22 protein-coding genes are annotated in these 25,956 nt (G+C 57.5%); 14 read left to right on the forward strand and 8 right to left on the reverse strand.

The window, feature by feature from the left end; all coding sequences use genetic code 11:
* Positions 1-2 precede the first annotated feature (2 nt).
* The 8 genes from fcl (at position 3) to V6F78_RS01020 (ending at position 8,189) form a co-directional block, all read left to right on the forward strand.
* Positions 3-977, forward strand: coding sequence for a GDP-L-fucose synthase (fcl, locus tag V6F78_RS00985; protein ID WP_332726455.1), 975 nt, complete (start codon positions 3-5; stop codon positions 975-977).
* The gene (locus V6F78_RS00990) at positions 937-1,452 is read left to right on the forward strand and encodes a GDP-mannose mannosyl hydrolase (RefSeq protein WP_277620544.1); all 516 of its coding nucleotides are present in this window, start codon (positions 937-939) and stop codon (positions 1,450-1,452) included. The genes fcl and V6F78_RS00990 overlap by 41 nt, the downstream gene beginning before the upstream one ends.
* 19 nt (positions 1,453-1,471) lie before the next feature.
* The gene (locus V6F78_RS00995) at positions 1,472-2,887 is read left to right on the forward strand and encodes a mannose-1-phosphate guanylyltransferase/mannose-6-phosphate isomerase (protein WP_332726456.1); all 1,416 of its coding nucleotides are present in this window, start codon (positions 1,472-1,474) and stop codon (positions 2,885-2,887) included.
* Between the two features lie 4 nt (positions 2,888-2,891).
* Complete coding sequence (locus tag V6F78_RS01000; RefSeq protein ID WP_332726457.1) at positions 2,892-3,641, forward strand: glycosyltransferase family 2 protein; 750 nt, start codon at positions 2,892-2,894, stop codon at positions 3,639-3,641.
* A gap of 5 nt (positions 3,642-3,646) precedes the next feature.
* The gene (locus tag V6F78_RS01005; protein WP_332726458.1) at positions 3,647-4,615 is read left to right on the forward strand and encodes an NAD-dependent epimerase/dehydratase family protein; all 969 of its coding nucleotides are present in this window, start codon (positions 3,647-3,649) and stop codon (positions 4,613-4,615) included.
* A gap of 39 nt (positions 4,616-4,654) precedes the next feature.
* A complete protein-coding gene (locus tag V6F78_RS01010; RefSeq protein WP_332726459.1) occupies positions 4,655-5,674 on the forward strand; it encodes an MraY family glycosyltransferase in 1,020 nt (339 codons plus the stop codon).
* A 75-nt stretch (positions 5,675-5,749) separates the two neighbouring features.
* Complete coding sequence (locus tag V6F78_RS01015; RefSeq protein ID WP_047292835.1) at positions 5,750-7,747, forward strand: polysaccharide biosynthesis protein; 1,998 nt, start codon at positions 5,750-5,752, stop codon at positions 7,745-7,747.
* Positions 7,748-7,856: 109 nt separating this feature from the next.
* A complete protein-coding gene (locus tag V6F78_RS01020; RefSeq protein WP_047275289.1) occupies positions 7,857-8,189 on the forward strand; it encodes a ComEA family DNA-binding protein in 333 nt (110 codons plus the stop codon).
* Between the two features lie 84 nt (positions 8,190-8,273).
* On the opposite strand, the gene V6F78_RS01025 is transcribed toward V6F78_RS01020, so the two are convergent.
* Together V6F78_RS01025 and V6F78_RS01030 are read right to left on the reverse strand one after the other, a co-directional pair.
* A complete protein-coding gene (locus V6F78_RS01025) occupies positions 8,274-8,810 on the reverse strand; it encodes a TetR/AcrR family transcriptional regulator (protein WP_332726460.1) in 537 nt (178 codons plus the stop codon).
* 132 nt (positions 8,811-8,942) lie between these two features.
* Positions 8,943-9,110 (reverse strand): DUF2897 family protein, encoded by a 168-nt coding sequence (locus V6F78_RS01030; protein WP_070414737.1) that lies wholly within the window; start codon positions 9,108-9,110, stop codon positions 8,943-8,945.
* 230 nt (positions 9,111-9,340) lie between these two features.
* On the opposite strand from V6F78_RS01030, the gene pyrF reads away from it, so the two are divergent.
* Positions 9,341-10,039, forward strand: a complete 699-nt coding sequence (gene pyrF / locus V6F78_RS01035; RefSeq protein WP_047277690.1) for an orotidine-5'-phosphate decarboxylase — start codon at positions 9,341-9,343, stop codon at positions 10,037-10,039.
* An 84-nt stretch (positions 10,040-10,123) separates the two neighbouring features.
* On the opposite strand, the gene V6F78_RS01040 is transcribed toward pyrF, so the two are convergent.
* Positions 10,124-11,128 carry an NADP-dependent oxidoreductase gene (locus V6F78_RS01040; protein WP_332726461.1) on the reverse strand — a complete coding sequence of 335 codons (1,005 nt, stop codon included), beginning with the start codon at positions 11,126-11,128 and terminating at the stop codon, positions 10,124-10,126.
* Between the two features lie 171 nt (positions 11,129-11,299).
* On the opposite strand from V6F78_RS01040, the gene V6F78_RS01045 reads away from it, so the two are divergent.
* Positions 11,300-12,061: an SDR family oxidoreductase gene (locus V6F78_RS01045; protein ID WP_332726462.1), complete on the forward strand. Its 762-nt coding sequence runs from the start codon at positions 11,300-11,302 to the stop codon at positions 12,059-12,061.
* Between the two features lie 52 nt (positions 12,062-12,113).
* On the opposite strand, the gene V6F78_RS01050 is transcribed toward V6F78_RS01045, so the two are convergent.
* Complete coding sequence (locus tag V6F78_RS01050; RefSeq protein WP_047275280.1) at positions 12,114-13,304, reverse strand: benzoate/H(+) symporter BenE family transporter; 1,191 nt, start codon at positions 13,302-13,304, stop codon at positions 12,114-12,116.
* A gap of 228 nt (positions 13,305-13,532) precedes the next feature.
* Here V6F78_RS01050 and V6F78_RS01055 point away from each other — a divergent pair, with 228 nt between their 5' ends.
* On the forward strand, positions 13,533-14,300 hold the full coding sequence (locus V6F78_RS01055; protein ID WP_047275278.1) for a GntR family transcriptional regulator: 768 nt from the start codon (positions 13,533-13,535) through the stop codon (positions 14,298-14,300).
* 116 nt (positions 14,301-14,416) lie between these two features.
* Here V6F78_RS01055 and guaD read toward each other — a convergent pair whose 3' ends face one another.
* The 4 genes from guaD to xdhA are packed head-to-tail and all read right to left on the reverse strand — an operon-like array spanning position 14,417 to position 20,375.
* Positions 14,417-15,715, reverse strand: a complete 1,299-nt coding sequence (gene guaD / locus V6F78_RS01060; RefSeq protein ID WP_332726839.1) for a guanine deaminase — start codon at positions 15,713-15,715, stop codon at positions 14,417-14,419.
* 8 nt (positions 15,716-15,723) lie between these two features.
* Positions 15,724-16,566: a xanthine dehydrogenase accessory protein XdhC gene (gene xdhC, locus V6F78_RS01065; RefSeq protein WP_047292846.1), complete on the reverse strand. Its 843-nt coding sequence runs from the start codon at positions 16,564-16,566 to the stop codon at positions 15,724-15,726.
* Positions 16,559-18,928, reverse strand: a complete 2,370-nt coding sequence (gene xdhB / locus V6F78_RS01070) for a xanthine dehydrogenase molybdopterin binding subunit (protein WP_094990992.1) — start codon at positions 18,926-18,928, stop codon at positions 16,559-16,561. Before xdhB ends, xdhC begins: the two co-directional genes overlap by 8 nt.
* The gene (gene xdhA, locus V6F78_RS01075; protein ID WP_047292850.1) at positions 18,921-20,375 is read right to left on the reverse strand and encodes a xanthine dehydrogenase small subunit; all 1,455 of its coding nucleotides are present in this window, start codon (positions 20,373-20,375) and stop codon (positions 18,921-18,923) included. Before xdhA ends, xdhB begins: the two co-directional genes overlap by 8 nt.
* A gap of 233 nt (positions 20,376-20,608) precedes the next feature.
* On the opposite strand from xdhA, the gene V6F78_RS01080 reads away from it, so the two are divergent.
* The 3 genes from V6F78_RS01080 to zipA all read left to right on the forward strand — a co-directional run bounded on the left by V6F78_RS01080 (position 20,609) and on the right by zipA (position 25,907).
* A complete protein-coding gene (locus V6F78_RS01080) occupies positions 20,609-21,268 on the forward strand; it encodes a GntR family transcriptional regulator (RefSeq protein WP_047275271.1) in 660 nt (219 codons plus the stop codon).
* Between the two features lie 2 nt (positions 21,269-21,270).
* Positions 21,271-24,759: a chromosome segregation protein SMC gene (gene smc, locus V6F78_RS01085; protein WP_332726463.1), complete on the forward strand. Its 3,489-nt coding sequence runs from the start codon at positions 21,271-21,273 to the stop codon at positions 24,757-24,759.
* Positions 24,760-25,016: 257 nt separating this feature from the next.
* Positions 25,017-25,907 (forward strand): cell division protein ZipA, encoded by an 891-nt coding sequence (gene zipA / locus V6F78_RS01090; protein WP_047292853.1) that lies wholly within the window; start codon positions 25,017-25,019, stop codon positions 25,905-25,907.
* The last annotated feature ends 49 nt before the right edge of the window (positions 25,908-25,956 follow it).

Raw genomic sequence — 25,956 nt, forward strand, 5'->3', positions numbered from 1 at the left:
CTGTGTCCCGGGATCTTAATGAAGCAGTACTGGTAGTCGGGTATCGCGGAATGGTCGGTTCGGCCATTGTGCGGCGTTTGCGGGATTTGGGTTATCAGAATGTTTTGACTGTTGGCCGTGAAGATTTGGATTTACTGGATCAGCAAGCGGTCAAGGCTTACTTCAACGCTCATCAGATTGATCAGGTGTATTTGGCAGCTGCGAAAGTGGGTGGTATTCACGCGAATAACACGTATCCCGCAGATTTTATTTACGACAATCTGATGATTCAGGCGAATGTCATTGAGGCCGCTCATCGCGCAGGCGTACAGAAGTTACTGTTCCTCGGATCTTCGTGCATTTACCCCAAGCACGCTGAGCAACCAATGACCGAGCAGGCGTTGCTCACAGGCACTCTGGAGCCGACAAATGAACCGTATGCCATTGCCAAGATTGCCGGTATCAAACTGTGTGAGAGTTACAACCGTCAACACGGTCGTGATTACCGAAGTGTGATGCCTACCAATCTGTATGGCCCGCATGACAACTATCACCCGGATAACAGTCACGTCATCCCTGCTTTGTTGCGCCGCTTTCATGATGCTGTTGCGCAAGGTACAGAGGAAGTCGTGATCTGGGGCAGTGGGCAACCGATGCGTGAGTTTCTCCATGTTGATGACATGGCTGCTGCCAGTGTTCATGTCATGGAGCTGGATGCTGATATTTACCAGGCCAATACCCAGCCAATGCTGTCGCACATTAATGTGGGTACCGGCATTGATTGCACCATTCGTGAGCTGGCAGAAACGATCGCCAAGGTTACCGGGTTTACGGGGACACTGACGTTTGATGCCAGCAAGCCTGATGGCGCACCCCGCAAGTTGATGGATGTATCACGCTTGCGCTCTATGGGTTGGGAGGCAAGTATTGATCTGGAGACGGGTCTGGCAAATGCCTATGAGTGGTTTGTTGCTCACCGGCAAGCGGTGCGAGGCTGATATGTATTTGGAGCATGACACCTTCAAAACGGTTGTCGACTCCACATGCCTGGTTTCTATCGATCTGGTCATCACGCGTAGCGACGGTCGAGTTCTGCTCGGCCGTCGAGTCAATCGACCGGCGCAGGGTTATTGGTTTGTTCCGGGCGGCCGAGTCTTCAAAAATGAGTCACTGGATACGGCATTCTCACGTTTGACGGCACTTGAGCTTGGTACCTCTTTTGAACGCACTAAGAGTGCTTTTTTAGGTGTTTACGAGCATTTTTATGACAACAGTGTGTTTGACGCTCAACCGGTGCAAGTCAGTACTCACTACGTGGTCATGGCGCATCATGTGAACCTGGCGGAGTCGGTGGAGTTAAACCTGCCTTCTGATCAGCATGCGGCCTATGTGTGGTGGACGCTTGACGAAATAAAAGACAGCCCACTTGTTCACCATTACACTCGTGCCTATTTGGCCGCGTTGACCCAGTAAGAATCAAAGGATGATTTCGATGTTTGTTCCAGTAATTATGGCGGGTGGTTCGGGCACCCGTTTGTGGCCACTGTCCAGGCAGTTGAACCCCAAGCAGTTCCTGCCGCTTGTTGATGCTGATTCCACCATGCTTCAGGCTACGCTCAAGCGTCTTGAGGGATTGGATCAATCGATGCCTGTGCTGATTTGCAATGAGCACCATCGTTTTCTTGCGGCAGAACAGCTTCGGCAAGTCGGCATGGAACAGGCCACCATCATTCTTGAGCCAGTAGGCCGTAATACGGCGCCTGCGATTGCCCTGGCTGCGATGCAGGCTACGCGTGACGGCGCTGACCCGATTATGTTGGTGCTGGCTGCAGACCATCTGATTAAAGATGTAGCAGCGTTTCAGGCAAGTGTCCTCATCGCCTTGAATCTTGCACAGACGGGTAAGTTAGTGACCTTTGGGATCACGCCTACACACCCGGAAACCGGTTATGGCTATTTGCAAATGGGGAAAAGCGCAGGTGAGGGCGGTTTCGAAGTCAGCCAGTTCGTCGAAAAACCGGATCTGAGCACAGCCCAGGCGTACTTGGCAGACGGCGGGTATTACTGGAACAGCGGCATGTTTATGTTCCGCGCAAGCCGCTACCTTCAAGAGCTTGAGGTGTTCCAGCCTGATATTTTGGCTGCTTGCCGCGCGTCTCTTGAGCAAGGCCAAACGGACATGTTTTTCACCCGCGTGAACAGTGACATCTTTGGGGCTTGCCCGGATGATTCGATTGATTATGCGGTGATGGAGAAGACGGCGCATGCTGTCATGGTGCCACTTGACGCGGGTTGGAGTGATATCGGTTCATGGTCTGCTCTCTGGGATGCTGGCGAGAAATCAGCTGACGGCAATGTCATCAAAGGTGATGTGCTCTCAGAAAACACAACTGGGAGTTACGTTCACGCTACTCATCGATTAGTCACAACGGTGGGTATAGAGAACATGATTGTTGTTGAAACCAAAGATGCAGTGTTGGTTGCTCATAAAGATCATGTACAAGACGTCAAGAAAATTGTCGATCAATTGAAGAGTTCCAAGCGCCACGAACAGGTCAATCACCGCGAGGTGTACCGCCCTTGGGGTGTTTACGATTCAATCGATAACGGTGAGCGGTATCAGGTCAAGCGGATAACGGTCAAACCCGGCGAAAAGCTCTCTGTTCAAATGCACCACCATCGCGCAGAACACTGGATTGTCGTGAGTGGCACGGCGAGCGTCACCAATGGTGATAAAACGTATCTTGTGACCGAAAATCAGTCTACCTACATTCCGATAGGGCAAATTCACGCGTTGGAGAATCCTGGCATGATCCCGCTTGAATTGATTGAGGTTCAGTCGGGTTCGTACTTGGGTGAGGACGATATTGTCCGCTTCGAAGATATCTATGGTCGTGTGAAGGGTTGATGCGTTGAAAATTTCCATTGTTACCGTTTGCTATAACAGCGCTGCCACGATCCGCGATACGCTGGAGTCCGTACTGTCACAGACTTACAACAATATTGAATATATTGTTGTTGATGGGGCTTCTAAGGATTCCACGCTCGACATTGTGAATGAGTACGCAGGCCGGATATCGACAATTGTCAGTGAACCTGACAAAGGTATTTACGATGCCATGAATAAAGGCGTCAACCTGGCAACGGGCGACTTTGTCGGAATTTTGAATTCGGATGACATTTTCGCCAGTGCAACGACGATCGAAAAGCTTGTTGATTTTTTGCTTGCCAACCCCGGTTGTGACGCATCTTATGCGGATTTGGTATTTGTTGAACGCGATAATACGGATTCGGTAACCCGTAGATACTCGTCAAAGGGTTTCTCGCCCTGGAAGGTGCGCTTTGGCTTCATGGTGCCTCATCCGACGTTTTATGCCCGCAAAAAGCTGTTTGAGCAGTATGGTGTTTACACGTTGGGCTACCGAGTGTCAGCCGATTTTGAATTAATGGCGCGCTTTATTACCCGCAGTATCAACTTGCAACGCCATGATGCAGTGATGGTAAAAATGCGGGAAGGGGGTATCAGCACAACAGGATTCTGGTGGAAGGTTCATCAAAACATGGAGATTGTACGTGCCTGTAAAGAAAACGGGATCTATACCAATATTTTCATGGTTGCAATGAAGATTCCTTTCAAGCTCGCCAGTTATATCTTCAAGTGAAGCCGATGAAAACCCTATTGCTAACCGGAGCAACTGGTTTTGTAGGCTCTGCTTTATTGACGCATCTCTGTGCACATACTCAGTATGAGGTGCGCGTTGCTACCCGGTCTGAGCCTGCTGCAGATTTGGCACAAGCGTTCAAAACATTCAACGTAGGCGATTTTTCATCCAGCCCAGACTGGGGTGAAGCACTCGCAGGTGTCGACTGCGTCGTTCATATGGCGGGGCGTGCGCATGTGATGGCACGCGAAAAAGATGCACTCTCACTCTTTCGTAGAGCGAATACGGATGCAACCCTCGAACTGGCTCGCCACGCGATTGAAAAGGGTGTTCAGCGATTCGTTTTCATCAGCTCAATAGGGGTTAATGGCGCCTATACACCGTCAACGGCGTTTGATGAAACCTGTCCGGCGCATCCCCATGCCGATTACGCGATTTCTAAATTTGAGGCTGAAGAAAGCCTGAAGGCGTTGTGTGATTCGCATGCCATGGAGCTAGTCATTATTCGGCCTCCATTGGTGTATGCAGCCCATGCACCAGGCAATTTTCAACGCTTGCTAAAGCTGGCTTCAACGGGTGTGCCTCTTCCATTTGGAGGCGTGCGTAATAGCCGAAGCATGATTGCATTGGAGAATTTGGTTGATTTCATTTCGCTTTGTATGGTCCATCCAAAGGCTGCAAATGAACTTTTTCTCGTCAGTGATGGCATAGATATCTCAACGCCTGACCTGGTCCGGTGCATCGGCCGCGGTATGGGGCGCCGGATTGTGATGTTGACGATTCCGGACCCGATGATGCGGCTCGTGGCTTCATGCATCGGCAAGCAGAACCTGTACACACAGTTGTGTCGCTCATTGACGGTTAATTCCACCAAGGCTCGTCAACTTTTGGGGTGGATTCCTCCCGTTACCACTGAGCATGCACTGGTCCAGGCAGGTCGTGAGTACATTAACGCCAGATCAATTCGATCGTGAAATGAAAGGACAGGGGCAGTGCTTTATGGAGTGTTGTAAATGATGTGGGTACTTTTATTGGTTGCAGGTTTGGCTGCATTGCTTTTGACGGGTGCGCTAAGGCGCTACGCCTTGGCCAACAGCTTGATTGACACTCCCAATGCTCGTAGTTCGCATACTGTCCCTACGCCTCGCGGTGGGGGCGTAGCCATTGTCATCAGTTTTTGTGTAATGCTCCCTGTGTTCGCCTATCTGGGCGTGATTGATAGGGCCATGACGTTGGCGCTGCTGGGGGCTGGCATTGGCATCGCAGTGCTGGGTTTTCTGGATGACCACGGCCATATTGCTGCGCGCTGGCGGTTATTGGGGCATGTGCTAGGTTCTGTGTGGGCTCTGTTCTGGCTCGGGGGCTTACCTGCGGTCACAGTCTTCGGGGCAAGCATTGACCTTGTCTGGTTAGGGCATATCGGTGCCGTTTTATACCTGGTGTGGATGCTTAATCTCTATAACTTCATGGACGGTATAGACGGGCTTGCCAGTGTCGAAGCCATCACGGCGTGTTTGAGTATCGTGCTCATTTACAGCCTGTGTGGGTTTGCTGATTTGATCTGGGCGCCTGCTTTGTTGGCAGTCACGGTGGCCGGTTTCTTGTGCTGGAATTTTCCGCCGGCCAAGATTTTCATGGGCGATGCCGGTAGCGGCTTCCTCGGCATAACCCTCGGTATTCTGTCGCTGCAGGCCTCATGGGTATCGTTTAACCTGTTTTGGGCGTGGATTATCTTACTGGGCGTTTTTATTGTTGATGCCACGTTTACCTTGATTCGACGCTTGGTTCGCGGTGACAAAGTGTATGAGGCGCATCGCAGCCATGGTTACCAATTTGCCTCGCGTCGCTACGGTAAACATCTGCCGGTGACCTTGGCCGTGGCAGTGATCAATGTGTGTTGGCTACTGCCCATTGCGCTGTGTGTCACCTTGTTGGGGCTAGATGGTCTGTTGGGTGTGCTGCTGGCGTATTTGCCTTTGATTTTGTTGGCGGTCAAGTTTCAGGCGGGTCAGCTGGAAGTTGCCAAGCATTAACGTGTGTGGGCGGACCTGTTCAGGTTAAAGCTTTTTGTAATCCGTTTTACGCGGTTAACGGTGGTAGAGGAACTTATGGATAAACTTCGGTCTTACTTGCTAGCTTTACCGCGGCGTTATAAACGTGTTTTACAGATAGGCACAGATGTAGTACTGGTCTGGCTTGCACTCTTGCTGGCATTTCTCGTGCGCCTGGGCGTCGACGATATGATCAATCCGGTCAAGCTGCACTTTTGGCTTTTTGTCGCTGCGCCGCTCGTAGCCATCCCCCTGTTCATCCGCTTCGGCATGTACCGAGCCGTGATGCGTTATTTCGGTAACGACGCACTCATCGCCATTATCAAAGCGGTCAGTCTTTCTTCTTTAATATTGGCCGTCGTCGTGTATTGGTACAGCAATCACAACAATGTCGTCCCGCGTTCGATCATTTTCAACTATTGGTGGCTGAGTCTGATCATGCTCGGGGGCTTGCGTCTGGGCATGCGTCAGTATTTTCTCGGTGACTGGTTCGCTGCTGCTCAGCATGTGCCCTTTACCAGCCGTGATGACGGTCTGCCGCGTGTTGCCATTTATGGCGCAGGCGCTGCCGGTAATCAGTTGGTCGCGGCGTTGCGTATGGGGCGGGTCATGCGGCCTGTGGCGTTCATCGATGATGACGAGAGCATTGCCGATCGGGTGATTTCAGGGTTGCAGGTGTTCAAGCCTGATCATATTCAGCAGATGATTGATCGCACCGGCGCACAAGAGCTGCTGCTGGCGATTCCTTCTTCTTCCCGTGGGCGACGCCGCGAGATTCTCGGCCTGCTTGAAGGGTTCCCGCTGCACGTACGCAGTGTTCCCGGCTTCATGGATTTGGCCAGTGGCCGGGTGAAGGTTGACGATATTCAGGAAGTGGATATCGCTGACTTGCTCGGAAGAGACGCGGTGCCGGCCCAGGGCGAGCTGCTTGAGCATTGCATCAAAGGCCAGAGCGTCCTGGTTACGGGCGCAGGCGGTTCCATCGGTTCCGAGCTGTGCCGTCAGATTCTGGCTTTGCGCCCGACCACGTTGCTGTTGTTTGAACACAGTGAGTTCAACCTTTACAGCATCTTGTCGGAGCTTGAGCAGCGGGTTAATCGCGAATCGCTTTCGGTCAGGGTGTTGCCGATTCTCGGGTCTGTACGCAACCAGTCGAAATTGCTGGATGTGATGCGGACCTGGAATGTGGACACGGTTTATCACGCGGCGGCGTACAAACATGTGCCGATGGTCGAGCACAATATCGCCGAAGGTGTGCTGAACAATGTCATCGGTACGTTAAACACGGCTCAGGCGGCGTTGCAGGCTGGCGTGGCTAACTTTGTACTGATCTCGACCGATAAAGCCGTGCGGCCGACCAATGTGATGGGTAGCACCAAGCGTCTGGCGGAAATGACATTGCAGGCTTTGAGCCGGGAAGTGGCTCCGGTGTTGTTCGGCGACAAAGCCAATGTGTCACACGTCAATAAAACCCGCTTTACGATGGTGCGCTTTGGCAATGTACTGGGCTCTTCGGGGTCTGTGATTCCGTTGTTTCACAAGCAGATCAAAGCCGGTGGGCCTTTGACCGTCACTCACCCGAAAATAACCCGCTATTTCATGACCATCCCCGAGGCCGCGCAGTTGGTTATTCAGGCGGGCTCCATGGGGCAGGGCGGTGATGTGTTTGTGCTCGACATGGGCGAGCCGGTACGCATCGTGGAACTGGCGGAGAAGATGATCCATTTGTCCGGCCTGAGCATCCGTTCTGACAAGAACCTGCATGGCGACATCGAGATTGAATTCACCGGCCTGCGCCCCGGTGAAAAGCTATACGAGGAATTGCTGATAGGCGACAACGTGGTTGCGACTCAGCATCCGATGATCATGAGTGCCAACGAAGACATGTTGTCGTGGGAAGAGCTGAAGCATCGATTTTCCAGTTTGCTGGAAGCTGTCGATAACGATGATTACACCCGCGTTCGTCAGTTGTTGCGCGATACCGTCAGCGGTTATGCCCCAGAGGGTGAGATCGTGGACTGGATCTACCAGCAGCGTCGTTCTGAGCCTTCTTGAGGACATACTCTGCAATTGACACATTTTTGACACTCGCAAGCCATGGTCTAGGTTTTGAGAACAGCTCAGGAAAGCTGTTTCCATTTAACGATGTATTGGAGTGTCAATTATGCGTATCACCCTTGTTCCTTCGTTTGTCATGGCTGTCTTGTTGGGCTTTTCAGGTGCTGTTGTGGCTAACACTGCCCCGGCATCGCCAGCACCCGTGGTGTCTGAAGCCGTGATCAGCCCTGAAGCCCAAGTCGTGACCATCAATTTGAACACCGCTGATGAAGCCACCCTGCAGCGTGAATTGTTGGGCGTCGGGGCTGCCAAAGCCAAGGCGATCGTGGCTTACCGCGAAGCCAACGGTGATTTCGCGTCAACGGATGAGTTGATGGAGGTCAAGGGCATTGGTAAGGCGATATTCGAGAAAAACCGGGACAAAGTCGCGATTAACTAAGCGATCCCGTTGAATGAAAAAGGCCAGTCATTGACTGGCCTTTTTGCAGGTTGGGGGTCAGGCCGACTTGCCTGAGGCTTTCAACTATGTGCGAGTGACATCGAGGATTTTCCCGCGAAGCGCTTCGCTCTGCGCACCGCGCGCGAGTACGAGTGCTCCCACCAACGCGGCAAACAACACCATGCTTTGATCTTCGGCATCTGGCCCTTGAAGTTCGGCCTGGATTTGTTTGAGGCGAGCGTTGATGACGTTGTCGGTGATAGCACTGCGGTTGCCGTTCTGCGCCATCTCGACTGACATGGTCGGCAGTGGGCAGCCTTCATGGGGGGAGGAGAGGTGCCGGTCGGACAAATACGTATCGATGAAGGTATGCAGCGCGCTCGGGCCGTTGAAGAGTTCAGCGCAGCGTCCATCGACTTCCTCCGCCGCGTGCTGAAGGGCTTTGTCGACCAGCTCATCCTTGGAGGCGAAGTGGGCGTAGAAGCCGCCATGGGTCAGTCCCAATGCCTTCATAAGAGGTTGCAACCCCGTGGCGCCTATGCCGTCACGTCGAAAGCGAGTGGACGCTTCCTCAATGATGCGCTGATGGGTTTGGGCCTTATGGTGTTGGGAGTACCTCATGACGGCTGTCTCTTGATTTCAAACAGCCATCATATGCGTCAGTGCGTGAGCAGCGCAGTGGTCTATTCATCCAATCATGTGTAGGTCATTGGCTATGAGATTGCACGACTCTTCCTTGAGGCGGTCGGGACGTCAGTTGTCTTTCGACTCCTTGGCGTCCATTTCGGCGTTGCGTTGCGCCACGCGTTGACGCTGTTCGTCAGTGAGTTCGACCTTGTTGGCGGTGTCGCGCAGGGTCATGAGGCCGCCCACGATGGCGCCAATTGCAACAATCAGAATTAACCAGGCATACCACGGCATAAGACTCTCCTTGAATGATCGTTCATCCGGGCTTCGGGGGCCCGGCGAGTGGCGTTATGTAGCTGTGAGTGCTCGCAGCCGTCAGTGGTTCAATTGTAGGCTGCTTGTGCCGCGACGCCTGTTTATTGTTCGGCACCGACTAATAGGGTGAATTTACAATCATCGGGTGCCGGTGAGCGGTAGGTTCCGCTACAATGCGCGCCGATTTCGACCAGCCTGAGAACCCGCTAATGTCCGATTGCCAGACTCCTATTATCGTCGCCCTGGATTTCCCTACGCGTGACGCCGCATTGAAACTGGCCGATCAGTTGGACCCCGCGCTGTGCCGCGTGAAAGTGGGCAAAGAGTTGTTCACCAGTTGTGCCTCGGAAATCGTCGGGACACTGCGTGACAAAGGTTTCGACGTTTTTCTGGACCTTAAATTTCATGACATTCCAAACACCACGGCGATGGCTGTCAAAGCGGCTGCCGAGATGGGCGTGTGGATGGTCAACGTTCATTGCTCGGGCGGCATGCGCATGATGGCGGCGTGCCGTGAGGTGCTGGACAAGCGCTCCGGGCCGCAACCCTTGCTGATTGGTGTCACCGTGTTGACCAGCATGGAGCGCGAAGACCTTGCAGGTATCGGTTTGGACATCGAACCCCAAGAGCAAGTGCTGCGCCTGGCAGCCCTGGCACAAAAAGCCGGGATGGACGGTCTGGTGTGTTCTGCGCTGGAAGCCCAGGCTTTGAAAGCCGCACACCCTTCGTTGCAACTGGTGACGCCGGGGATTCGTCCTGCGGGCAGTGCGCTGGATGATCAGCGTCGCATCCTGACGCCGCGTCAGGCTCTGGAGGCCGGTTCGGATTACCTGGTTATCGGGCGCCCCATCAGCCAGGCCGCAGATCCTGCCAAGGCGTTGGCCGCGGTGGTCGCAGAGTTGGCGTAAGCGCTGACGCTGCCTTGCAGGTGTCGATGCCTTCGCAATGAACGTATCGACACCTGTGCGGCTTAAGACTGTTGACGAGCGCGTTTAGACTTTCAACACCAGCTTGCCGAAGTTTGCGCTGTTGAACAGTTTCATCAGCGTCTGCGGGAAGGTTTCCATCCCTTCGACAATGTCCTCCTTGCTTTTCACTTGGCCCTTGGCCAGCCATCCCTCCATTTCTTGCCCGGCCGCTGCATAGCGATCGGCGTAGTCCATCACCACAAAGCCTTCCATGCGTGCGCGATTCACCAGCAACGACAAGTAATTGGCCGGGCCTTTCACAGCCTCTTTGTTGTTGTACTGGCTGATGGCACCGCAAATCACCACCCGCGCCTTGACGTTCAGACGACTCAGCACGGCATCGAGAATGTCGCCGCCCACGTTGTCGAAAAACACGTCAACCCCATTAGGGCATTCACGTTTAAGGCCGGCGATCACGTCTTCGTTTTTGTAGTCAATGGCGCCGTCAAAGCCCAGCTCGTCGGTCAGGTAGGCGCACTTCTCTTGACCGCCTGCAATCCCGACCACGCGGCAACCTTTGAGTTTGGCGATTTGCCCGGCAATGCTGCCGACTGCACCGGCCGCACCGGAGATCACCACGGTGTCTCCGGTTTTGGGCGCGCCGACTTCGAGCAAGGCAAAGTAGGCGGTCATGCCAGTCATGCCCAGCGCGGACAAATACACCGGCAGCGGCACCAGTGTCGGATCAACTGTGTAGAAGCCGCGAGGTGCGCCGAGGAAATAATCCTGCACGCCCAGTGCGCCATTCACGTAGTCGCCCACCTTGAAGTCGGGATGCCGGGAGGCGATGACCTTACCCACACCCAGCGCGCGCATGACCTCGCCCAAGGCCACCGGTGGAATGTAGGACTTGCCTTCATTCATCCAGCCCCGCATGGCCGGATCGAGGGACAGGTATTCATTTTTAACCAGCACCTGCCCTTCGGCGGGTTGGCCCACCGGCACTTGCTGATAGGTAAAGGTGTCACGTGTGGCTGCACCGACTGGGCGTTTTGCGAGCAGGAACTGGCGGTTGGTCAAATCGGTCATGGCACAGACTCTTTAAAAGGCAAAGGGTGTTGATAGACGTTATGCGGGCGGACATCAAGTGAATGCGTGTTCACGAATGGTTTTTCATCAGTGGTGATGATGGTAGTGGGCAGGGTTTTATCACTGGGATAAATAAAAGAATGACTGTCTGGGCTGAGGAGGATAAAAACAATGAGCATGACGTTTGCAGGGTGTGTGGCGGTCGTGACCGGTGCCGGGGCAGGCATTGGGCGCGCCACCGCGTTGGCGTTTGCCGAACAGTGTCTGACGGTGGTGGTCTCCGACGTGGATGTCGCGGGCGGCGAAGCGACGGTCCGGCAAATTGAGACGGCCGGGGGGACAGCGGTTTTTGTGCGATGCGACGTCACGCAGGAAGCCGATGTCCAGCACCTGATGGAGCAGACGATCAGTGCGTTCGGGCGTCTGGATTATGCCTTTAACAATGCCGGGATCGAAATTGAGCACGGACGCCTGGCAGACGGCACGCTGGACATGTTCGACGCGATCATGGCGGTCAACGTTAAAGGCGTGTGGCTGTGCATGAAATATCAGTTACCGCTGATGGTGGCGCAGGGAGGTGGTGTCATCGTCAACGCCGCTTCTGTCGCCGGGTTGGGGGCGGCGCCGAAGATGAGTATTTATGCGGCGTCCAAGCACGCGGTCATCGGGCTGACCAAAACCGCAGCGATTGAGTATGCGAAGAAAAAAGTCCGCGTGAACGCGGTGTGCCCGGCGGTGATCGACACCGATATGTTTCGCCGTGCCTATGAGGCCGACCCGCGCAAGGCCGACTATGCTGCGGCGGTGCACCCGGTCGGGCGGATTGGCACTGTGGAGGAGGTCGCCAGTGCCGTGTTGTACCTGTGCTCTGAGGGCGCCGCGTTCATCACCGGGCATGCGCTGGCAGTGGATGGCGGAGCAATGGCGATCTGATCGCCCCGAGCGTGTAGCCGCAAACCTGCGGCTACACGGTTGCAGAGGCCGGTTATTTACCCTTCCAGCTCAGAATCATTAAAGTCAGCACGCCCGCCACAATCCCCCAGAAGGCCGAGCCCACCGAGAACAGCGTCATGCCCGACGCCGTGACCATGAACGTTACCAACGCGGCCTCGCGTTCTTTGGATTCGTTCATGGCGATGGTCAGGCCGTTCATGATTGAGCCGAACAGCGCCAACGCCGCAATCGACAGCACCAGTTCTTTAGGAAAGGCCGCGAACAGGCCGGCCAGTGTTGCCCCGAAAATCCCCGCAATCCCGTAAAAAATGCCGCACCACACGGCTGCGGTGTAACGCTTGTTCGGGTCTTCGTGGGCGTGCGGCCCGGTGCAAATGGCAGCGCTAATGGCAGCCAGGTTGATGCCGTGGGAGCCAAACGGTGCCAGCAGCAGTGATGCCACCCCGGTGGTGGTGATTAGCGGGGAGGCGGGCACGGTGTAGCCGTCTGCGCGCAACACCGCCACCCCCGGCATATTTTGCGAGGTCATGGCCACGACAAACAGGGGGATGCCGATGCTGATCGTGGCGGCGAGCGAGAAGGACGGCGTGGTCCATTCCGGTACCGCCACCTCAAGGGCGAAACCGTTGAAGTCCAGCAGCCCCATCAACCCTGAAATCAGCGTCCCGATCAACAACGCGCCAAGCACCGCGTACCGCGGGGCCACACGCTTGACGATCAGGTAGGTGAAAAACATGCCCAACACCAGCCCGGTTTGGTGCTGGGCGGCGACGAAGATTTCACTGCAAATCTTGAACAGAATGCCGGCCAGCAGGGCGGAGGCCAGTGAGGCCGGGATGCGTTTGACCAGACGCTCAAAACTGCCAGTCACGCCGCACATGATCACCAGCACCGCGCACGTGATGTACCCGCCGATCGCCTCGGGGTAACTGACACCGCCCAGGCTGGTAATCAGCAAGGCAGCGCCGGGGGTAGACCAGGCAATGGTGATCGGAGTGCGGTAGCGCAGCGACAGGCCGATACTGCAAATCGCCATACCGATCGACAGCGCCCAGATCCATGAGGAAATTTGCCCACTGGTCAGGCCGGCCGCCTGACCCGCCTGAAACATCAGCACCAGCGTGCTGGTATAGCCGGTCATCATCGCGATGAAACCGGCCACCACGGCGCTAGGCGAACTGTCTGCCAAAGGGCGTAAACGCAGAGGGGTGGCGTCAGTCATCAAACGGTATTCCTTATTCTTTAAAAGGATGGAGCAGGGCGCCAGCCTAAACGCAAAAGTTACACTTCATTGCAATACAGCCGTGACTGCAAACAGCCGTACAGTCGTACTGGCAATCTGGGTTGTGTACAATGCGCGCTGTTTTTTAGTATTAATTCATTACCAGCGGTGCCCGTTTACCGACTAACGCAAACCCTCTTACGCCGTCGCTATCCCACACGAGACCTCATGAACGAACAGTTGCAGCCCCTCAAGAAACCCACCCGCACTGGCAAGGCCGGTCGCAGCGGCACTCAGGACGATATTGTCTACGCGCATATTTTTGAGGCCATCCTCGAACAGCGATTGGCGCCGGGCACCAAGCTGAGTGAAGAAGCGCTGGGTGAAATTTTTGGGGTGAGCCGCACCATCATTCGCCGTGCATTGTCGCGTCTGGCCCATGAAGGTGTGGTGTTGTTGCGCCCCAACCGCGGTGCCGTGGTGGCCAGCCCCAGCATTGACGAAGCGCGGCAGGTGTTTTTTGCCCGGCGTCTGGTTGAGAAGGCCATCACCGAACTGGCCGTCGAGCACGCCACTGCCGAAGACCTTGCCGACTTGCGCAAGATGGTCCAGGACGAGCGCGACAGTTTCTCGCGCGGGGATCGCGGCGCGGGGATTCGGCTGTCGGGCGAGTTTCACCTCAAGCTGGCCGAAGCGGCAAAAAATGCCCCGCTGATCAGCTTTCAACGCAGCCTGGTGTCCCAGACCTCGCTGATCATTGCGCAGTATGAGAGCGGCAACCGTTCCCACTGTTCTTATGACGAGCACATGCAACTGATCGACGCGATTGAAGCGCGTAACGGCGAGCTGGCCGTGAGCCTGATGATGCACCACATGGATCACATCGACAGCAAACTCAACCTCGACGAAGAAAGCGCCTCGGACGATTTGCACGCTGTGTTTTCGCATTTGCTGCAAACCAAAGGCAAACCGGCACGTCCCTCGGCCAAGCTGTAACGGGGTGCGTGCCGGCGGTGGTCGGGCGCCAGCGTCCGTAAACCCTGGCCCCGATATCCCAAACACATGACGGACCACTTCGCCCTGCGCGTCAGCGACGTCGCAGGGCGAGTCGGTCAGCGCTGGTGCACCTTGTTGCCCGCCGCGAAGGTCTGCTGAACGGTGCGGTCGTCGCCCAATGTCATCAGCACAAACAGGGTTTGCGCGATGCTCTTGGATTGCTTGAGGCGATAGCTGAGCAACGGGGTCGCGTTGTAGTCCAGCACCACAAAGTCCGCGTCAGTGCCCGGTTGCAGGGTGCCGATGCGGTCTTCCAGGCGCAGTGCCCGCGCGCCGCCCAATGTCGCCAGGTACAACGATTTGAACGGGTTCAGACGCAGCCCTTGCAGTTGCATGACTTTGTAGGCTTCGTTCAGGGTGTTGAGCAGCGAGAAGCTGGTGCCGGCGCCCACGTCCGTGCCCAGGCCTACGTTAAGGTTGTGCTTCTCAGCCATGGGCAGGTTGAACAGACCGCTGCCGAGGAACAGGTTTGAGGTTGGGCAGAAGGCCACGGCCGAGCCGGTTTCGGCCAGACGTGCGCACTCGTCATCACACAGGTGCACGCCATGGGCAAATACCGAGCGTTCACCCAGCAGTTGGTAATGGTCATACACGTCCAGATAGCCTTTGCGTTCAGGGAACAGGGATTTCACCCACTCAATTTCCTGAAGGTTCTCGCTGATATGGGTGTGCAAGTACAGGTCCGGGTATTCGCCCAACAACTTGCCGGCCAACGTCAGTTGCTCCGGGGTGCTGGTGGGGGCGAAGCGCGGGGTGACGGCGTAATGCAGGCGCCCTTTGCCATGCCAGCGCTCGATCAGTGCTTTGCTCTCGCTGTAGCCGGTTTCTGCGGTGTCTGTCAGATAGTCCGGTGCATTGCGGTCCATCATCACTTTGCCCGCGATCAGGCGCAGGTCCAGGCGCTGTGCCGCTTCAAACAGGGCATCCACGGACTGCGGATGCACGCTGCCAAAGACCAGCGCTGTCGTCGTGCCGTTGCGCAGCAGTTCCTTGAGGAAGACCTCTGCGACTTCTTGGACGTGGCCTTTGTCGGCGAACTGGCTTTCGCACGGGAAGGTGTATGTGTTGAGCCAGTCAAGGAGCTGTTCGCCGTAGGAGCCAATCATGCCGGTCTGCGGGAAATGGATGTGCGTGTCGATGAAACCCGGTGTGATCAGCGCGTCGCTGTACGTGGTCACTTCGACGTCTGACGGTAAGGACGCCAGTAAGTCGCAGGCGTTGCCCAGGGCTTTGATCTGACCGTTTTCAACGATCAGCAAGCCGTCTTCGAAGTATTCATAAGAGGCATCGATCCCGACCTGCGCCGGGTCGGCGATGCTGTGCAGGAGGGCGGCGCGGTAGGCTTTACAAGTCATCATGTTTCTCAGTTCGTGGCCTGGCTGCGTCGTGAGGACGGCAGCAGTTGTTTAATGGGTTCAACGCTGGCACTCGGTTGGCCGAAGTGGGCGTTGTAGGTGGCGATAATTTCGCCGGCGATGGAGATGGCGATTTCAATCGGCAGTTTGCCTTTGACTTCGCTCAACCCCATGGGGCAGCGCATGCGCTGCAAATGGGGGGCGCTGATGCCTCGCGCACGCAGGCGATGCTCGAACTTCATGCGTTTGGTGCGAGAACCAATCAAGCCGAAGTAGCCAAAGTCGTTGCGCGTGAGCAAAGCTGCACTGAGTTCCAGGTCCAGGGCGTGATTATGCGTCATGACGATGCAGTAGCAACCCGCGGGCAGCCCTTTGATTGCATCCACGGGCTCATCGGTAACGATTTTTTGCACGCCTGCCGGGATCAGTGCCGGAAATTCCTGTTCGCGTTCATCGATCCAGCGGATGCGGCACGGCAGGTCGGCCAACAATGGCACCAGCGCCCGGGCCACATGCCCCGCGCCAAACACGGCGATTTGTGCTTGCACCTGGCCCATCGGCTCAAACAACAGCACGGCGACGCCGCCGCAACATTGCCCGAGGCTGGCGCCGAGGTTGAAGCGTTGCAGATCGGGCGCCTGCTTGCCGTTGGCCAGCATGTCGCGGGCGATCTGCATGGCCTTGTATTCCAGATGGCCGCCGCCGATGGTGTCGAAGGTCTGTGTGGCGCTGATGACCATCTTCGACCCGGCGTTACGCGGTGTGGAGCCCTGTTCTTCGATGAGGGTGACCAGCACGCAGGGTTCTCCCTGACGCTGCAGGTCGGCGAGGGCGTTGATCCAGTTATGCATGGCGTTCACCGTGCTGGCGCATTTGCTCGCAGCCCCACAGCACGCGCTCGGGGGTGGCAGGTGCGTCGATTGCGGGCTGCACGCGGTAGTCCGCCAGGCTCGCCACGGCATCTTTGATCGCGCACCACGCGGCAATGCCGAGCATAAAGGGCGGCTCGCCCACAGCCTTGGAATGGAACACGGTGTCTTCGGGGTTTTTGCGGTTTTCCACCAGCTTTACCCGCAGATCCAGTGGCATGTCGGCGACTGCGGGGATTTTGTAGCTGGCGGGGCCGTTGGTCAGCAACTTGCCTTTGGCGTTCCACACCAGTTCTTCCATGGTCAGCCAGCCCGCGCCTTGAAGGTAGCCGCCTTCGACCTGTCCGATGTCGATGGCCGGGTTCAGGGAAGCGCCGACGTCATGCAGGATGTCGGTACGTAACATTTTGTACTCGCCGGTCAGCGTATCGACGATCACTTCGGCGCAGGCCGCGCCAAATGCGAAATAGTAAAACGGACGGCCCCGGGCCTGACTGCGGTCGTAGTAGATTTTCGGGGTCTTGTAGTAACCCGTGCTCGACAGGGACACCTGCCCGAAATACGCCTGCTGGATCAGGGTCTCGAAACTCAGTAACAGGTCGCCTGCTCGCACCTGGCCGTTGTGAAACTGCACGGCCTGTTCACTGACCGCATATTTTTCGGCGGCAAAGGTAATCAGCCGTTGCTTGATGATTTCGGCAGCGTTCTGCGCGGCCTTGCCGTTCAGGTCTGCCCCGCTGGAGGCCGCCGTGGGCGAGGTGTTGGGCACTTTGTCAGTGTTGGTGGCGGTGATCTGCACGCGGCTGATGTCCACCTGGAAGACTTCGGCCACCACTTGCGCGACCTTGATATTCAACCCCTGGCCCATCTCGGTGCCGCCATGGTTGAGGTGGATGCTGCCGTCGGTGTAAATATGGATCAGCGCGCCCGCCTGATTGAGAAAACTCGCGGTAAAGGAAATACCGAATTTGACCGGTGTCAGCGCCAGGCCTTTTTTCAGGATCGGGCTGTTGGCGTTGAACGCCCGAATCGCCTCGCGCCGCTCGGCGTATTGACTGCTGGCTTCGAGGTCGGCGGTCATTTCTTCCAGCAGGTTGTGCTCCACGGTCTGGTAGTAGTGGGTCACGTTGCGATCGGTCTTGCCATAGTAGTTGGCCTTGCGCACGGCCAGCGGGTCGAGCCCCAGATGGCGGGCGATGTGGTCCATGACCTGTTCGATGGCCACCATGCCTTGCGGGCCGCCGAACCCCCGGTACGCGGTATTGGAAGCCGTGTTGGTTTTGCAGCGATGACCACGGATGGTGGCATCGCCCAGGTAGTAAGCGTTGTCGGCGTGGAACATGGCGCGGTCGACAATCGAGGCGGACAAGTCAGGGGAATAGCCGCAGTTGCCCGCCAGGTCCAGTTCAATGCCTTGCAAGCGCCCGCTGGCGTCGAAGCCCACATCGTATTCGACGTAAAACGGGTGGCGCTTGCCGGTCATGTGCATGTCTTCGACCCGCGGCAGGCGCATCTTGGCCGGTTGCCCGGTGAGGCGCGCGACCACGGCGCACAGGCACGCAGGACTGGCGGCCTGCGTTTCCTTGCCACCGAAGCCGCCGCCCATGCGGCGCATGTCGACCACGATGTTGTTCATTGGTACGTCAAGCACCAGCGCCACCAGTTTCTGGATTTCGGTGGGGTTTTGGGTTGAGCAGTACACGATCATGCCGCCGTCTTCGGTGGGCATGACCGAAGAGATTTGGGTTTCCAGGTAGAAGTGTTCCTGCCCCCCGATATGCAGCGTGCCTTTAAGCCGATGGTCGGCGTGGGCCAGCGCCGTGGCCGAGTCGCCGCGCTGATGGGTGTGGCTGTCGAGGACAAAGTGTTGATTGCGCAAGGCCTGCACCACGTCGAGCACCGGTTCCAGGTCCTCGTATTCGATGATGGCGGCCATCGCGGCGTTGCGTGCGGTCTCCAGGTCGCAGGCGGCCACGGCCAACACGGGCTGGCCGACAAACTCCACGGTGTCGATGGCCAGCAGCGGGTCGCCGGGCAGCAGCGGGCCGATGTCTTTCAGGCCGGGGATGTCTTCATGGGTTATGACCAGTCGCACGCCGTCAAAGGCGTAGCAGGGCGTGGTGTCGATGCTGAGGATTTTGGCGTGAGCCCGATCCGACAGGCGCGCGTAGAGATGCAACTGGTTGGGGTACTCCAGCCGGTCGTCAATGTATTGGGCTTCGCCGGACACATGCTTTTCGGCGCTGTCGTGTTTGACGCTGCGGCCCACGCCGGTTGTCAGGTCTTGCGCGAACAGGGCGGTGAGTTCGGCCTGGGACAGCTCGGTCTTGTGATGGTTAGACATACGCTGTCACCCGCGTGTCGAAAGTTGGGGTTTGCAGTTCGAGGGCGTACTTGCGCAGCAGGTTTTGCGCGGTCAGCAAGCGGTATTCCTTGCTGGCGCGAAAATCCGACAGCGGTGTGAAGTCTTCGGCCAGTGCCCGGCAGGCGCGTTCGACGCTGGCGCTGTCAAAAGGGTTGCCAATCAGCACGGTTTCGCAGGCCGAGGCGCGCTTTGGGGTAGCAGCCATGCCGCCGAACGCAATCCGCGCGGCGGTGACGATGCCGTTATCGAGGGTCAGGTTGAAGGCGGCGCACACGGCGCTGATGTCGTCGTCCAGCCGTTTTGACACTTTATAGGCGCGCAAGGCGCGGGCTGCGGTGGCGCGTGGCAGGACGATTTTCTCGATGAATTCGCCTTCCTGTCGGGCGGTCACCCGGTAATCAATGAAGTAATCCTCAAGTGGCAGGCTGCGGCAGGTGTTGCCCTTGCGCAGCACGAGGCTGGCCCCCAGGGCGATCAGCAAGGGCGGCGTGTCGCCAATCGGGGAGGCGTTGCCAATGTTGCCGCCCAGCGTGCCCTGATTGCGGATTTGCAACGAGGCGAAGCGTTGCAGTAATTCGCCGAAGTCCGGGTATTGGGCATTGAGGACGGAGTAGGCGTCGGTGAGGGTCACGGCCGCACCGATCTCGATGCGGTCTTCAATGAATTCAATGCGCTTCATTTCGGCCACGTGGCCCACGTAGATCATCACCGGCAGCGGGCGATGCAATTGCGTGACCTCCAGCGCCAGGTCGGTGCCGCCGGCCAGCAGCCGCGCTTGCGGGCACGCCTCATACAGGTCGGCCAGGTCGCTGAGGGTCAGGGGCAGCAGGCAGCGTTTGTCGCCGCTGTTGAGTTCACCGGTCTGTTGGGGGGCGATGGCATTGAGTGCGGCCAGGGTGGCCTGCTCGCGTGCATCAAATTGGTCACCCCCCTGCACCGAACAGGCGCGTTCGGCGGCTGCCAGAATCGGCCGATACCCGGTGCAGCGGCACAGATTACCCGCCAGCGCTTCATGGGTCTGATGGGCGTCGGGTGCGGTGCTGTTCTTTTGCAGCGCAAACAGCGACATCACAAACCCGGGCGTGCAGAACCCGCACTGCGAGCCGTGGCACTCGACCATGGCGCGCTGCACGCTGTGCAATTGGCCTTGATGCTTGAGGTCTTCCACGCTGATCAATTGCTTGCCGTGCAGGGCCGACACAAAGGTCAGGCAGGCATTGAGGCTGCGATAGCGCAGGCGTTGCTGGCCCTGCGGGTCGGTCTGGATTTCGCCCACGACCACCGTGCAGGCGCCGCAGTCGCCACTGGCGCAGCCTTCCTTGGTTCCGGGTTTATGCAGGTGCTCGCGCAGGTAATTGAGCACGGTCAGGTTCGGGTCCAGCGCGTGCTCGGTACGCAGCGTCTGGTTGAGTAGGAACTGGATCACGGAAGGCCTCGCAAAATCATTATTGTTATCGAGCGGGATGGGCTGAATTTAGTCATAACTGACTCGCGGGTCAAGAAAATGAACAAAGGCCTGCAAAATGGTGTTCTGCGACGGCGATTAGCCATTTATTTGCGGGTTTCGTGCCAAATTCACTGTTGCGGGCACTCCGCTAGAGCCCGGCAAGTGCGTTACACTTCGCCGCCTGCACTGATCAAAGATTTTGAAGGTAAAACATGACGTTCAAGGCGCCGGATAGCCTCGCCGAGCAAATCGCTCATCACCTCGCCGAACGGATCATTCGGGGCGAGTTACAGCCAGGGGAACGCATTCAGGAACAGAAGGTGACGCTGGCGCTCAATGTCAGTCGCGGCTCTGTGCGCGAAGCGTTGCTGATCCTCGAACGTCGGCACCTGATCGCCATCCTGCCGCGACGCGGCGCGCACGTCACCGAGCTCAGTGCGCACAAGGTGCAAAGCCTGTGCACGCTGATGAGCGAGCTGTACATCCTGCTGGGCAATGCCGTGGCGCAACGTTGGGCGGTTCAGGCCGACCTCGGGCCATTCCTGCAAATCCAGCAGCGCCTGACCGCCAGCCTTGAGCGCCAGGACATCAGCGCATTTGTCGAAGACAGCTTCAATGTCATGCGCGCGGCCTATCCGTTTGCCAACAACCCGTACCTGCAAGAAACCGTCGAGAACCTGCATCCCGCCATGAGCCGTGCCTATTACCTGGCACTGGAGCAACGCAAGGCGGCAATGAGCGAATTCCTGGCCCTGTTTGCGCAGTTGCTCGACGCAGTACTGGCGCGTGATCTGCCCAAGATCCGCCTGGTGCTCGGCAGCTACGCCCAGCGCAGTTGCGATTTGGTGCTGACTGCCTTGACGGTTGCCTGAGCGTGCGGCTCAAGTGCATCAAGCTGGCCGGTTTCAAGTCGTTCGTCGACCCGACAACGGTTAACTTTCCGAGCAACATGGCGGCGGTGGTCGGCCCCAATGGCTGCGGCAAATCGAACATCATCGACGCCGTGCGCTGGGTGATGGGCGAAAGCTCGGCCAAGAACTTGCGCGGCGAGTCGATGACCGATGTCATCTTCAATGGCTCCACCAGCCGCAAGCCCGTGAGTCAGGCCAGCATCGAGCTGGTGTTTGATAACTCCGACGGTACGTTGCTGGGCGAGTACGCGGCTTACGCCGAGATTTCGATCCGGCGCAAAGTGACCCGCGACAGCCAGACCACGTATTACCTCAATGGCACCAAGTGCCGACGCCGTGACATCACCGACATCTTCCTCGGCACCGGCCTGGGACCGCGCAGCTACTCGATCATCGAGCAGGGCATGATCTCGAAACTGATCGAGTCCAAGCCCGAAGACCTGCGTAACTTTATCGAAGAAGCAGCGGGTATCTCCAAGTACAAGGAGCGCCGCCGCGAGACCGAAAACCGCATCCGCCGCACCCACGAAAACCTCGCCCGCCTCACTGACCTGCGTGAAGAGTTGGGGCGTCAGCTGGAGCGCTTGCACCGTCAGGCCCAGGCGGCGGAGAAGTATCAGGAATACAAAGCCGAGGAGCGTCAGCTCAAGGCGCAACTGTCGGCGCTGCGCTGGCAGGCTCTGAACGAACAGGTTGGCCAGCGCGAAGCGGTCATCGGTAATCAGGAAGTCAGCTTTGAAGCCCTGGTGGCCGAGCAGCGTAATGCCGATGCGAGCATCGAGCGTCTGCGCGACGGGCACCATGATCTGTCAGAGCGCTTCAATCTGGTGCAGGGCCGTTTCTACTCCGTGGGGGGTGACATTGCCCGCGTCGAGCAGAGCATTCAGCACGGTCAGCAACGCTTGCGCCAGTTGCAGGACGATTTGCGTGAAGCTGAGCGTTCGCGCCTTGAAACCGAATCGCACTTGGGGCACGACCGCACGCTGCTGGCCAAGCTGGGTGAAGAACTGGCGATGCTCGAACCCGAGCAGGCGCTCACCAGTGCCGCCGCCGAAGAGGCGGGTGCGGCGCTCGAAGAATCCGAAGTCACCATGCAGGCCTGGCAAGAGCAGTGGGATGCCTTCAACCTGCGCAGCGCCGAGCCGCAGCGTCAATCTGAAGTCTTGCAGGCGCGGATTCAGCAACTGGAAACCAGCATGGAGCGCGTGGCCGAGCGCCAGCGTCGACTGGCTGAAGAGCGCGCCTTGCTCGCGGCTGACCCTGAAGATGCGGCCATTCTGGCGTTGAGCGAATTACTGGCCACCAGCGAGCTGACTCACGAAGAGCTCCAGGGCAACGAAGAGCAGCTCGTCGAGCGTCTGGAGCAGGTGCGTCACGACTTGCAGCAGGCGACCCACCGTCAGCAACAGGCTCAGGGCGAATTGCAGCGGCTTAATGGCCGTTTGGCATCACTGGAAGCCTTGCAACAGGCGGCCCTCGATCCGGGCACCGGCACGGGTGAATGGCTGCGTGCGCATCAACTCAACCAGCAACCGCGTCTGGCTGAGGGCTTGCGCGTTGAGCCGGGCTGGGAACTGGCGGTTGAAACCGTGCTGGGCGCCGACCTGCAAGCGGTGCTGGTTGACGATTTTGCCCCGCTCGATCTGGCCGGCTTTACTCAGGGCGATTTGCGCCTGTTCAGTGCCGGCACGCCCGGCCACGCTGAAGCAGGCAGTTTGCTCGACAAGGTTGAATCGGATTTCGACCTTGCACCCTGGCTGGGGCGGGTCAAGCCGGTCGACACCCTTGAACAGGCGCTGGTCCTACGCCCGCAGCTGGCTGAAGGGCAGAGCCTGATCACTCGCGATGGTTTTTGGGTGGGGCGCACGTTTTTGCGCGTGCGCCGTGCCAGTGAAGCGGAAAGCGGGGTGCTGGCCCGCGGCCAGGAAATACAGCGTCTGGAGCATGAACGCGATGAGCGCGAAGCCACGTTGGCAACCCTTGAGGAGCAGTTACAGCGCTTGCGCGAGCAGCAACTGACCCAGGAAGAAGCCCGTGAGCAGGTGCGTCGGCGTTTGCAGGATGAAGCGCGTCAACAGGGTGAGATCAAAGCCAGGCTTTCGGCCAGTAAAGCCAAGGTCGAGCAATTGACCCTGCGTCGTCGTCGTCTGGATGAAGAGTTGGCTGAATTGGCTGAGCAGCGCGCCCTGGAGCACGAGCAGGTGGGTGAAGCGCGCCTGCAATTGCAGGAAGCGCTGGACGCCATGGCCACCGATACCGAGCAGCGCGAGTTGTTACTGGCCCGGCGCGACAGCTTGCGTGAGCGTCTGGACCGGGTGCGTCAGGACGCTCGTCAGCACAAGGATCACGCTCATCAGTTGGCCGTTCGGCTGGGGGCGCTCAAGGCGCAGCACGATTCCACGCGTCAGGCCCTTGAACGTCTGGAGTTGCAGTCGGAGCGGCTGGCCGAAAAGCGCGAGCAACTTTCGCTGAACCTGGAAGAGGGCGAGGCGCCTCTGGAAGAGCTGCGTCTGAAGCTCGAAGAATTGCTCGACAAACGCCTGAGCGTGGATGAAGAGCTCAAGGTCGCGCAAACCGCCCTTGAAGACGCCGACCGCGAATTGCGCGAGGCCGAAAAACGCCGAAATCAGGCCGAGCAACAATCGCAACTGATTCGCGGCCAGCTCGAACAGCAGCGCATGGAATGGCAAGCGCTGACTGTGCGGCGCACCGCGTTGCAAGACCAATTGCTGGCCGATGGCTATGACCTGCACGGCGTGCTGGCCACCTTGAGCAGCGAGTTGAACGAGCAGCAGGCCGAAGAAGAGCTGGAGCGCATTGGCGCACGAATTCAGCGCCTGGGGGCGATCAACCTGGCGGCCATCGATGAGTACCAGCAGCAGTCCGAACGCAAACGCTATCTGGATGCTCAAGATGCGGATCTGGTTGAAGCGCTTGAGACGCTGGAAAACGTCATTCGCAAGATCGACAAAGAAACCCGCAGCCGTTTCAAAGACACCTTTGATCAGATAAATGGTGGATTACAGGCACTTTTCCCAAAAGTTTTCGGTGGCGGCAGCGCTTACTTGGAACTGACGGGCGAAGATTTACTCGATACAGGAGTAACGATCATGGCGCGGCCGCCGGGCAAGAAGAACAGCACCATCCATTTGTTGTCCGGTGGTGAGAAGGCATTGACTGCGCTGGCGCTGGTTTTTGCCATCTTCAAGTTGAATCCGGCACCGTTTTGCATGCTCGATGAAGTGGATGCGCCGCTTGATGATGCGAACGTAGGGCGTTATGCCCGTCTGGTTAAAGAGATGTCACAGACGGTGCAGTTCATCTACATCACCCACAACAAAATCGCCATGGAAATGGCCGATCAGTTGATGGGGGTGACGATGCACGAGCCCGGATGTTCGCGTCTGGTGGCGGTTGATGTCGAGGAGGCCATGGCAATGGTGGATGCTTGAGCTATAAGCAAAGAGGGACAAAAAAATCTTTGCATAAGATATTTCCCAAAGAGTTGACCGATTTGGTTTGCATGCTTGTAGGGCTTCGGCATAGCTCAATGCGACAGACGGTGTAAAGTTATCTTTGGTCGTGCTAATTTAGCGTCTAATTTTTTTATACGTGGGTAAAACGCCATTCAGAACATAGAGTTGGCGCCACGTTTTAAAGGGCTTTAGGCTCTTCTTCATAGAATCATTTTTTAGGGGCACGGGATTACATGGAAATCGGTCTGCGCGAGTGGCTGATCGTCATCGGCATAGTGGTCATCGCCGGTATTCTTTTTGATGGCTGGCGCCGCATGCGCGGTGGCAAAGGCAAGCTCAAGTTTCGTCTTGATCGAAGCTTTTCTAACCTGCCCGACGAGGAGGAGACCAGCGCCGAGTTGCTCGGGCCTCCGCGAGTGCTGGACACCCCGCATCACAAAGAGCCGCAGCTTGATGAGCACGACCTGCCATCGGTGAGCATGCCGCCTCGTGAGAAAGGCGCCAAGCGCGGCAAGCGTGGCAGCGAGCCAAGCCAGGGCGACTTGAACCTCAATCTGGACCTGGAAGACGACGGCCCGAGCCTCAGCGCCGCCCGTGATGACTTCCCGGCGGAATCCAAACCGGCCCGTGGTCGTGCCACGGCCAGCCCGTCGGTGCCGGCAGTGGCTGAAGAGAAAGAAGCGCCGCAAGCGGCAGAAGAAGTGCTGGTCATTAGTGTCATCAGCCGCGACCCGGCGGGCTTCAAGGGGCCAGCCCTGTTGCAGAACATTCTGGAAAGCGGCCTGCGCTTTGGCGAGATGGATATTTTCCACCGCCACGAAAGCATGGCCGGCAATGGCGAAGTGCTGTTTTCGATGGCCAACGCTGTGAAGCCGGGTGTATTCGATCTGGACGATATCGACCTGTTCAGTACGCCTGCCGTGAGTTTCTTCCTGGGGCTGCCGGGGCCGCGTCATCCCAAGCAGGCGTTTGATGTGATGGTGGCCGCGGCGCGCAAGCTGTCGCAGGAACTGAACGGCGAGCTCAAAGATGACCAGCGCAGCGTGTTGACGGCGCAAACCATCGAGCATTACCGCCAGCGCATCGTTGAATTTGAACGTCGCGCATTGACTCAAAAACGCTAAGCCCTGTGGGAGTCAGCCTGTTTGCTCCCACTCCAGCGCGAACGAATTA

The sequence above is a fragment of the Pseudomonas sp. ESBL9 genome (assembly GCF_036668715.1).
Taxonomy (GTDB): domain Bacteria; phylum Pseudomonadota; class Gammaproteobacteria; order Pseudomonadales; family Pseudomonadaceae; genus Aquipseudomonas; species Aquipseudomonas lundensis.

Coding starts and splice junctions, on each gene's coding strand:
- V6F78_RS00990 (WP_277620544.1), top strand. CDS start 937: ATGAGTGGTTTGTTGCTCACCGGCAAGCGGTGCGAGGCTGATATGTAT.
- V6F78_RS00995 (WP_332726456.1), top strand. CDS start 1,472: ATGTTTGTTCCAGTAATTATGGCGGGTGGTTCGGGCACCCGTTTGTGG.
- V6F78_RS01005 (WP_332726458.1), top strand. CDS start 3,647: ATGAAAACCCTATTGCTAACCGGAGCAACTGGTTTTGTAGGCTCTGCT.
- V6F78_RS01010 (WP_332726459.1), top strand. CDS start 4,655: ATGATGTGGGTACTTTTATTGGTTGCAGGTTTGGCTGCATTGCTTTTG.
- V6F78_RS01015 (WP_047292835.1), top strand. CDS start 5,750: ATGGATAAACTTCGGTCTTACTTGCTAGCTTTACCGCGGCGTTATAAA.
- V6F78_RS01020 (WP_047275289.1), top strand. CDS start 7,857: ATGCGTATCACCCTTGTTCCTTCGTTTGTCATGGCTGTCTTGTTGGGC.
- V6F78_RS01025 (WP_332726460.1), bottom strand. CDS start 8,810: ATGAGGTACTCCCAACACCATAAGGCCCAAACCCATCAGCGCATCATT.
- V6F78_RS01030 (WP_070414737.1), bottom strand. CDS start 9,110: ATGCCGTGGTATGCCTGGTTAATTCTGATTGTTGCAATTGGCGCCATC.
- pyrF (WP_047277690.1), top strand. CDS start 9,341: ATGTCCGATTGCCAGACTCCTATTATCGTCGCCCTGGATTTCCCTACG.
- V6F78_RS01040 (WP_332726461.1), bottom strand. CDS start 11,128: ATGACCGATTTGACCAACCGCCAGTTCCTGCTCGCAAAACGCCCAGTC.
- V6F78_RS01045 (WP_332726462.1), top strand. CDS start 11,300: ATGAGCATGACGTTTGCAGGGTGTGTGGCGGTCGTGACCGGTGCCGGG.
- V6F78_RS01050 (WP_047275280.1), bottom strand. CDS start 13,304: ATGACTGACGCCACCCCTCTGCGTTTACGCCCTTTGGCAGACAGTTCG.
- V6F78_RS01055 (WP_047275278.1), top strand. CDS start 13,533: ATGAACGAACAGTTGCAGCCCCTCAAGAAACCCACCCGCACTGGCAAG.
- guaD (WP_332726839.1), bottom strand. CDS start 15,715: ATGACTTGTAAAGCCTACCGCGCCGCCCTCCTGCACAGCATCGCCGAC.
- xdhC (WP_047292846.1), bottom strand. CDS start 16,566: ATGCATAACTGGATCAACGCCCTCGCCGACCTGCAGCGTCAGGGAGAA.
- xdhB (WP_094990992.1), bottom strand. CDS start 18,928: ATGTCTAACCATCACAAGACCGAGCTGTCCCAGGCCGAACTCACCGCC.
- V6F78_RS01080 (WP_047275271.1), top strand. CDS start 20,609: ATGACGTTCAAGGCGCCGGATAGCCTCGCCGAGCAAATCGCTCATCAC.
- zipA (WP_047292853.1), top strand. CDS start 25,017: ATGGAAATCGGTCTGCGCGAGTGGCTGATCGTCATCGGCATAGTGGTC.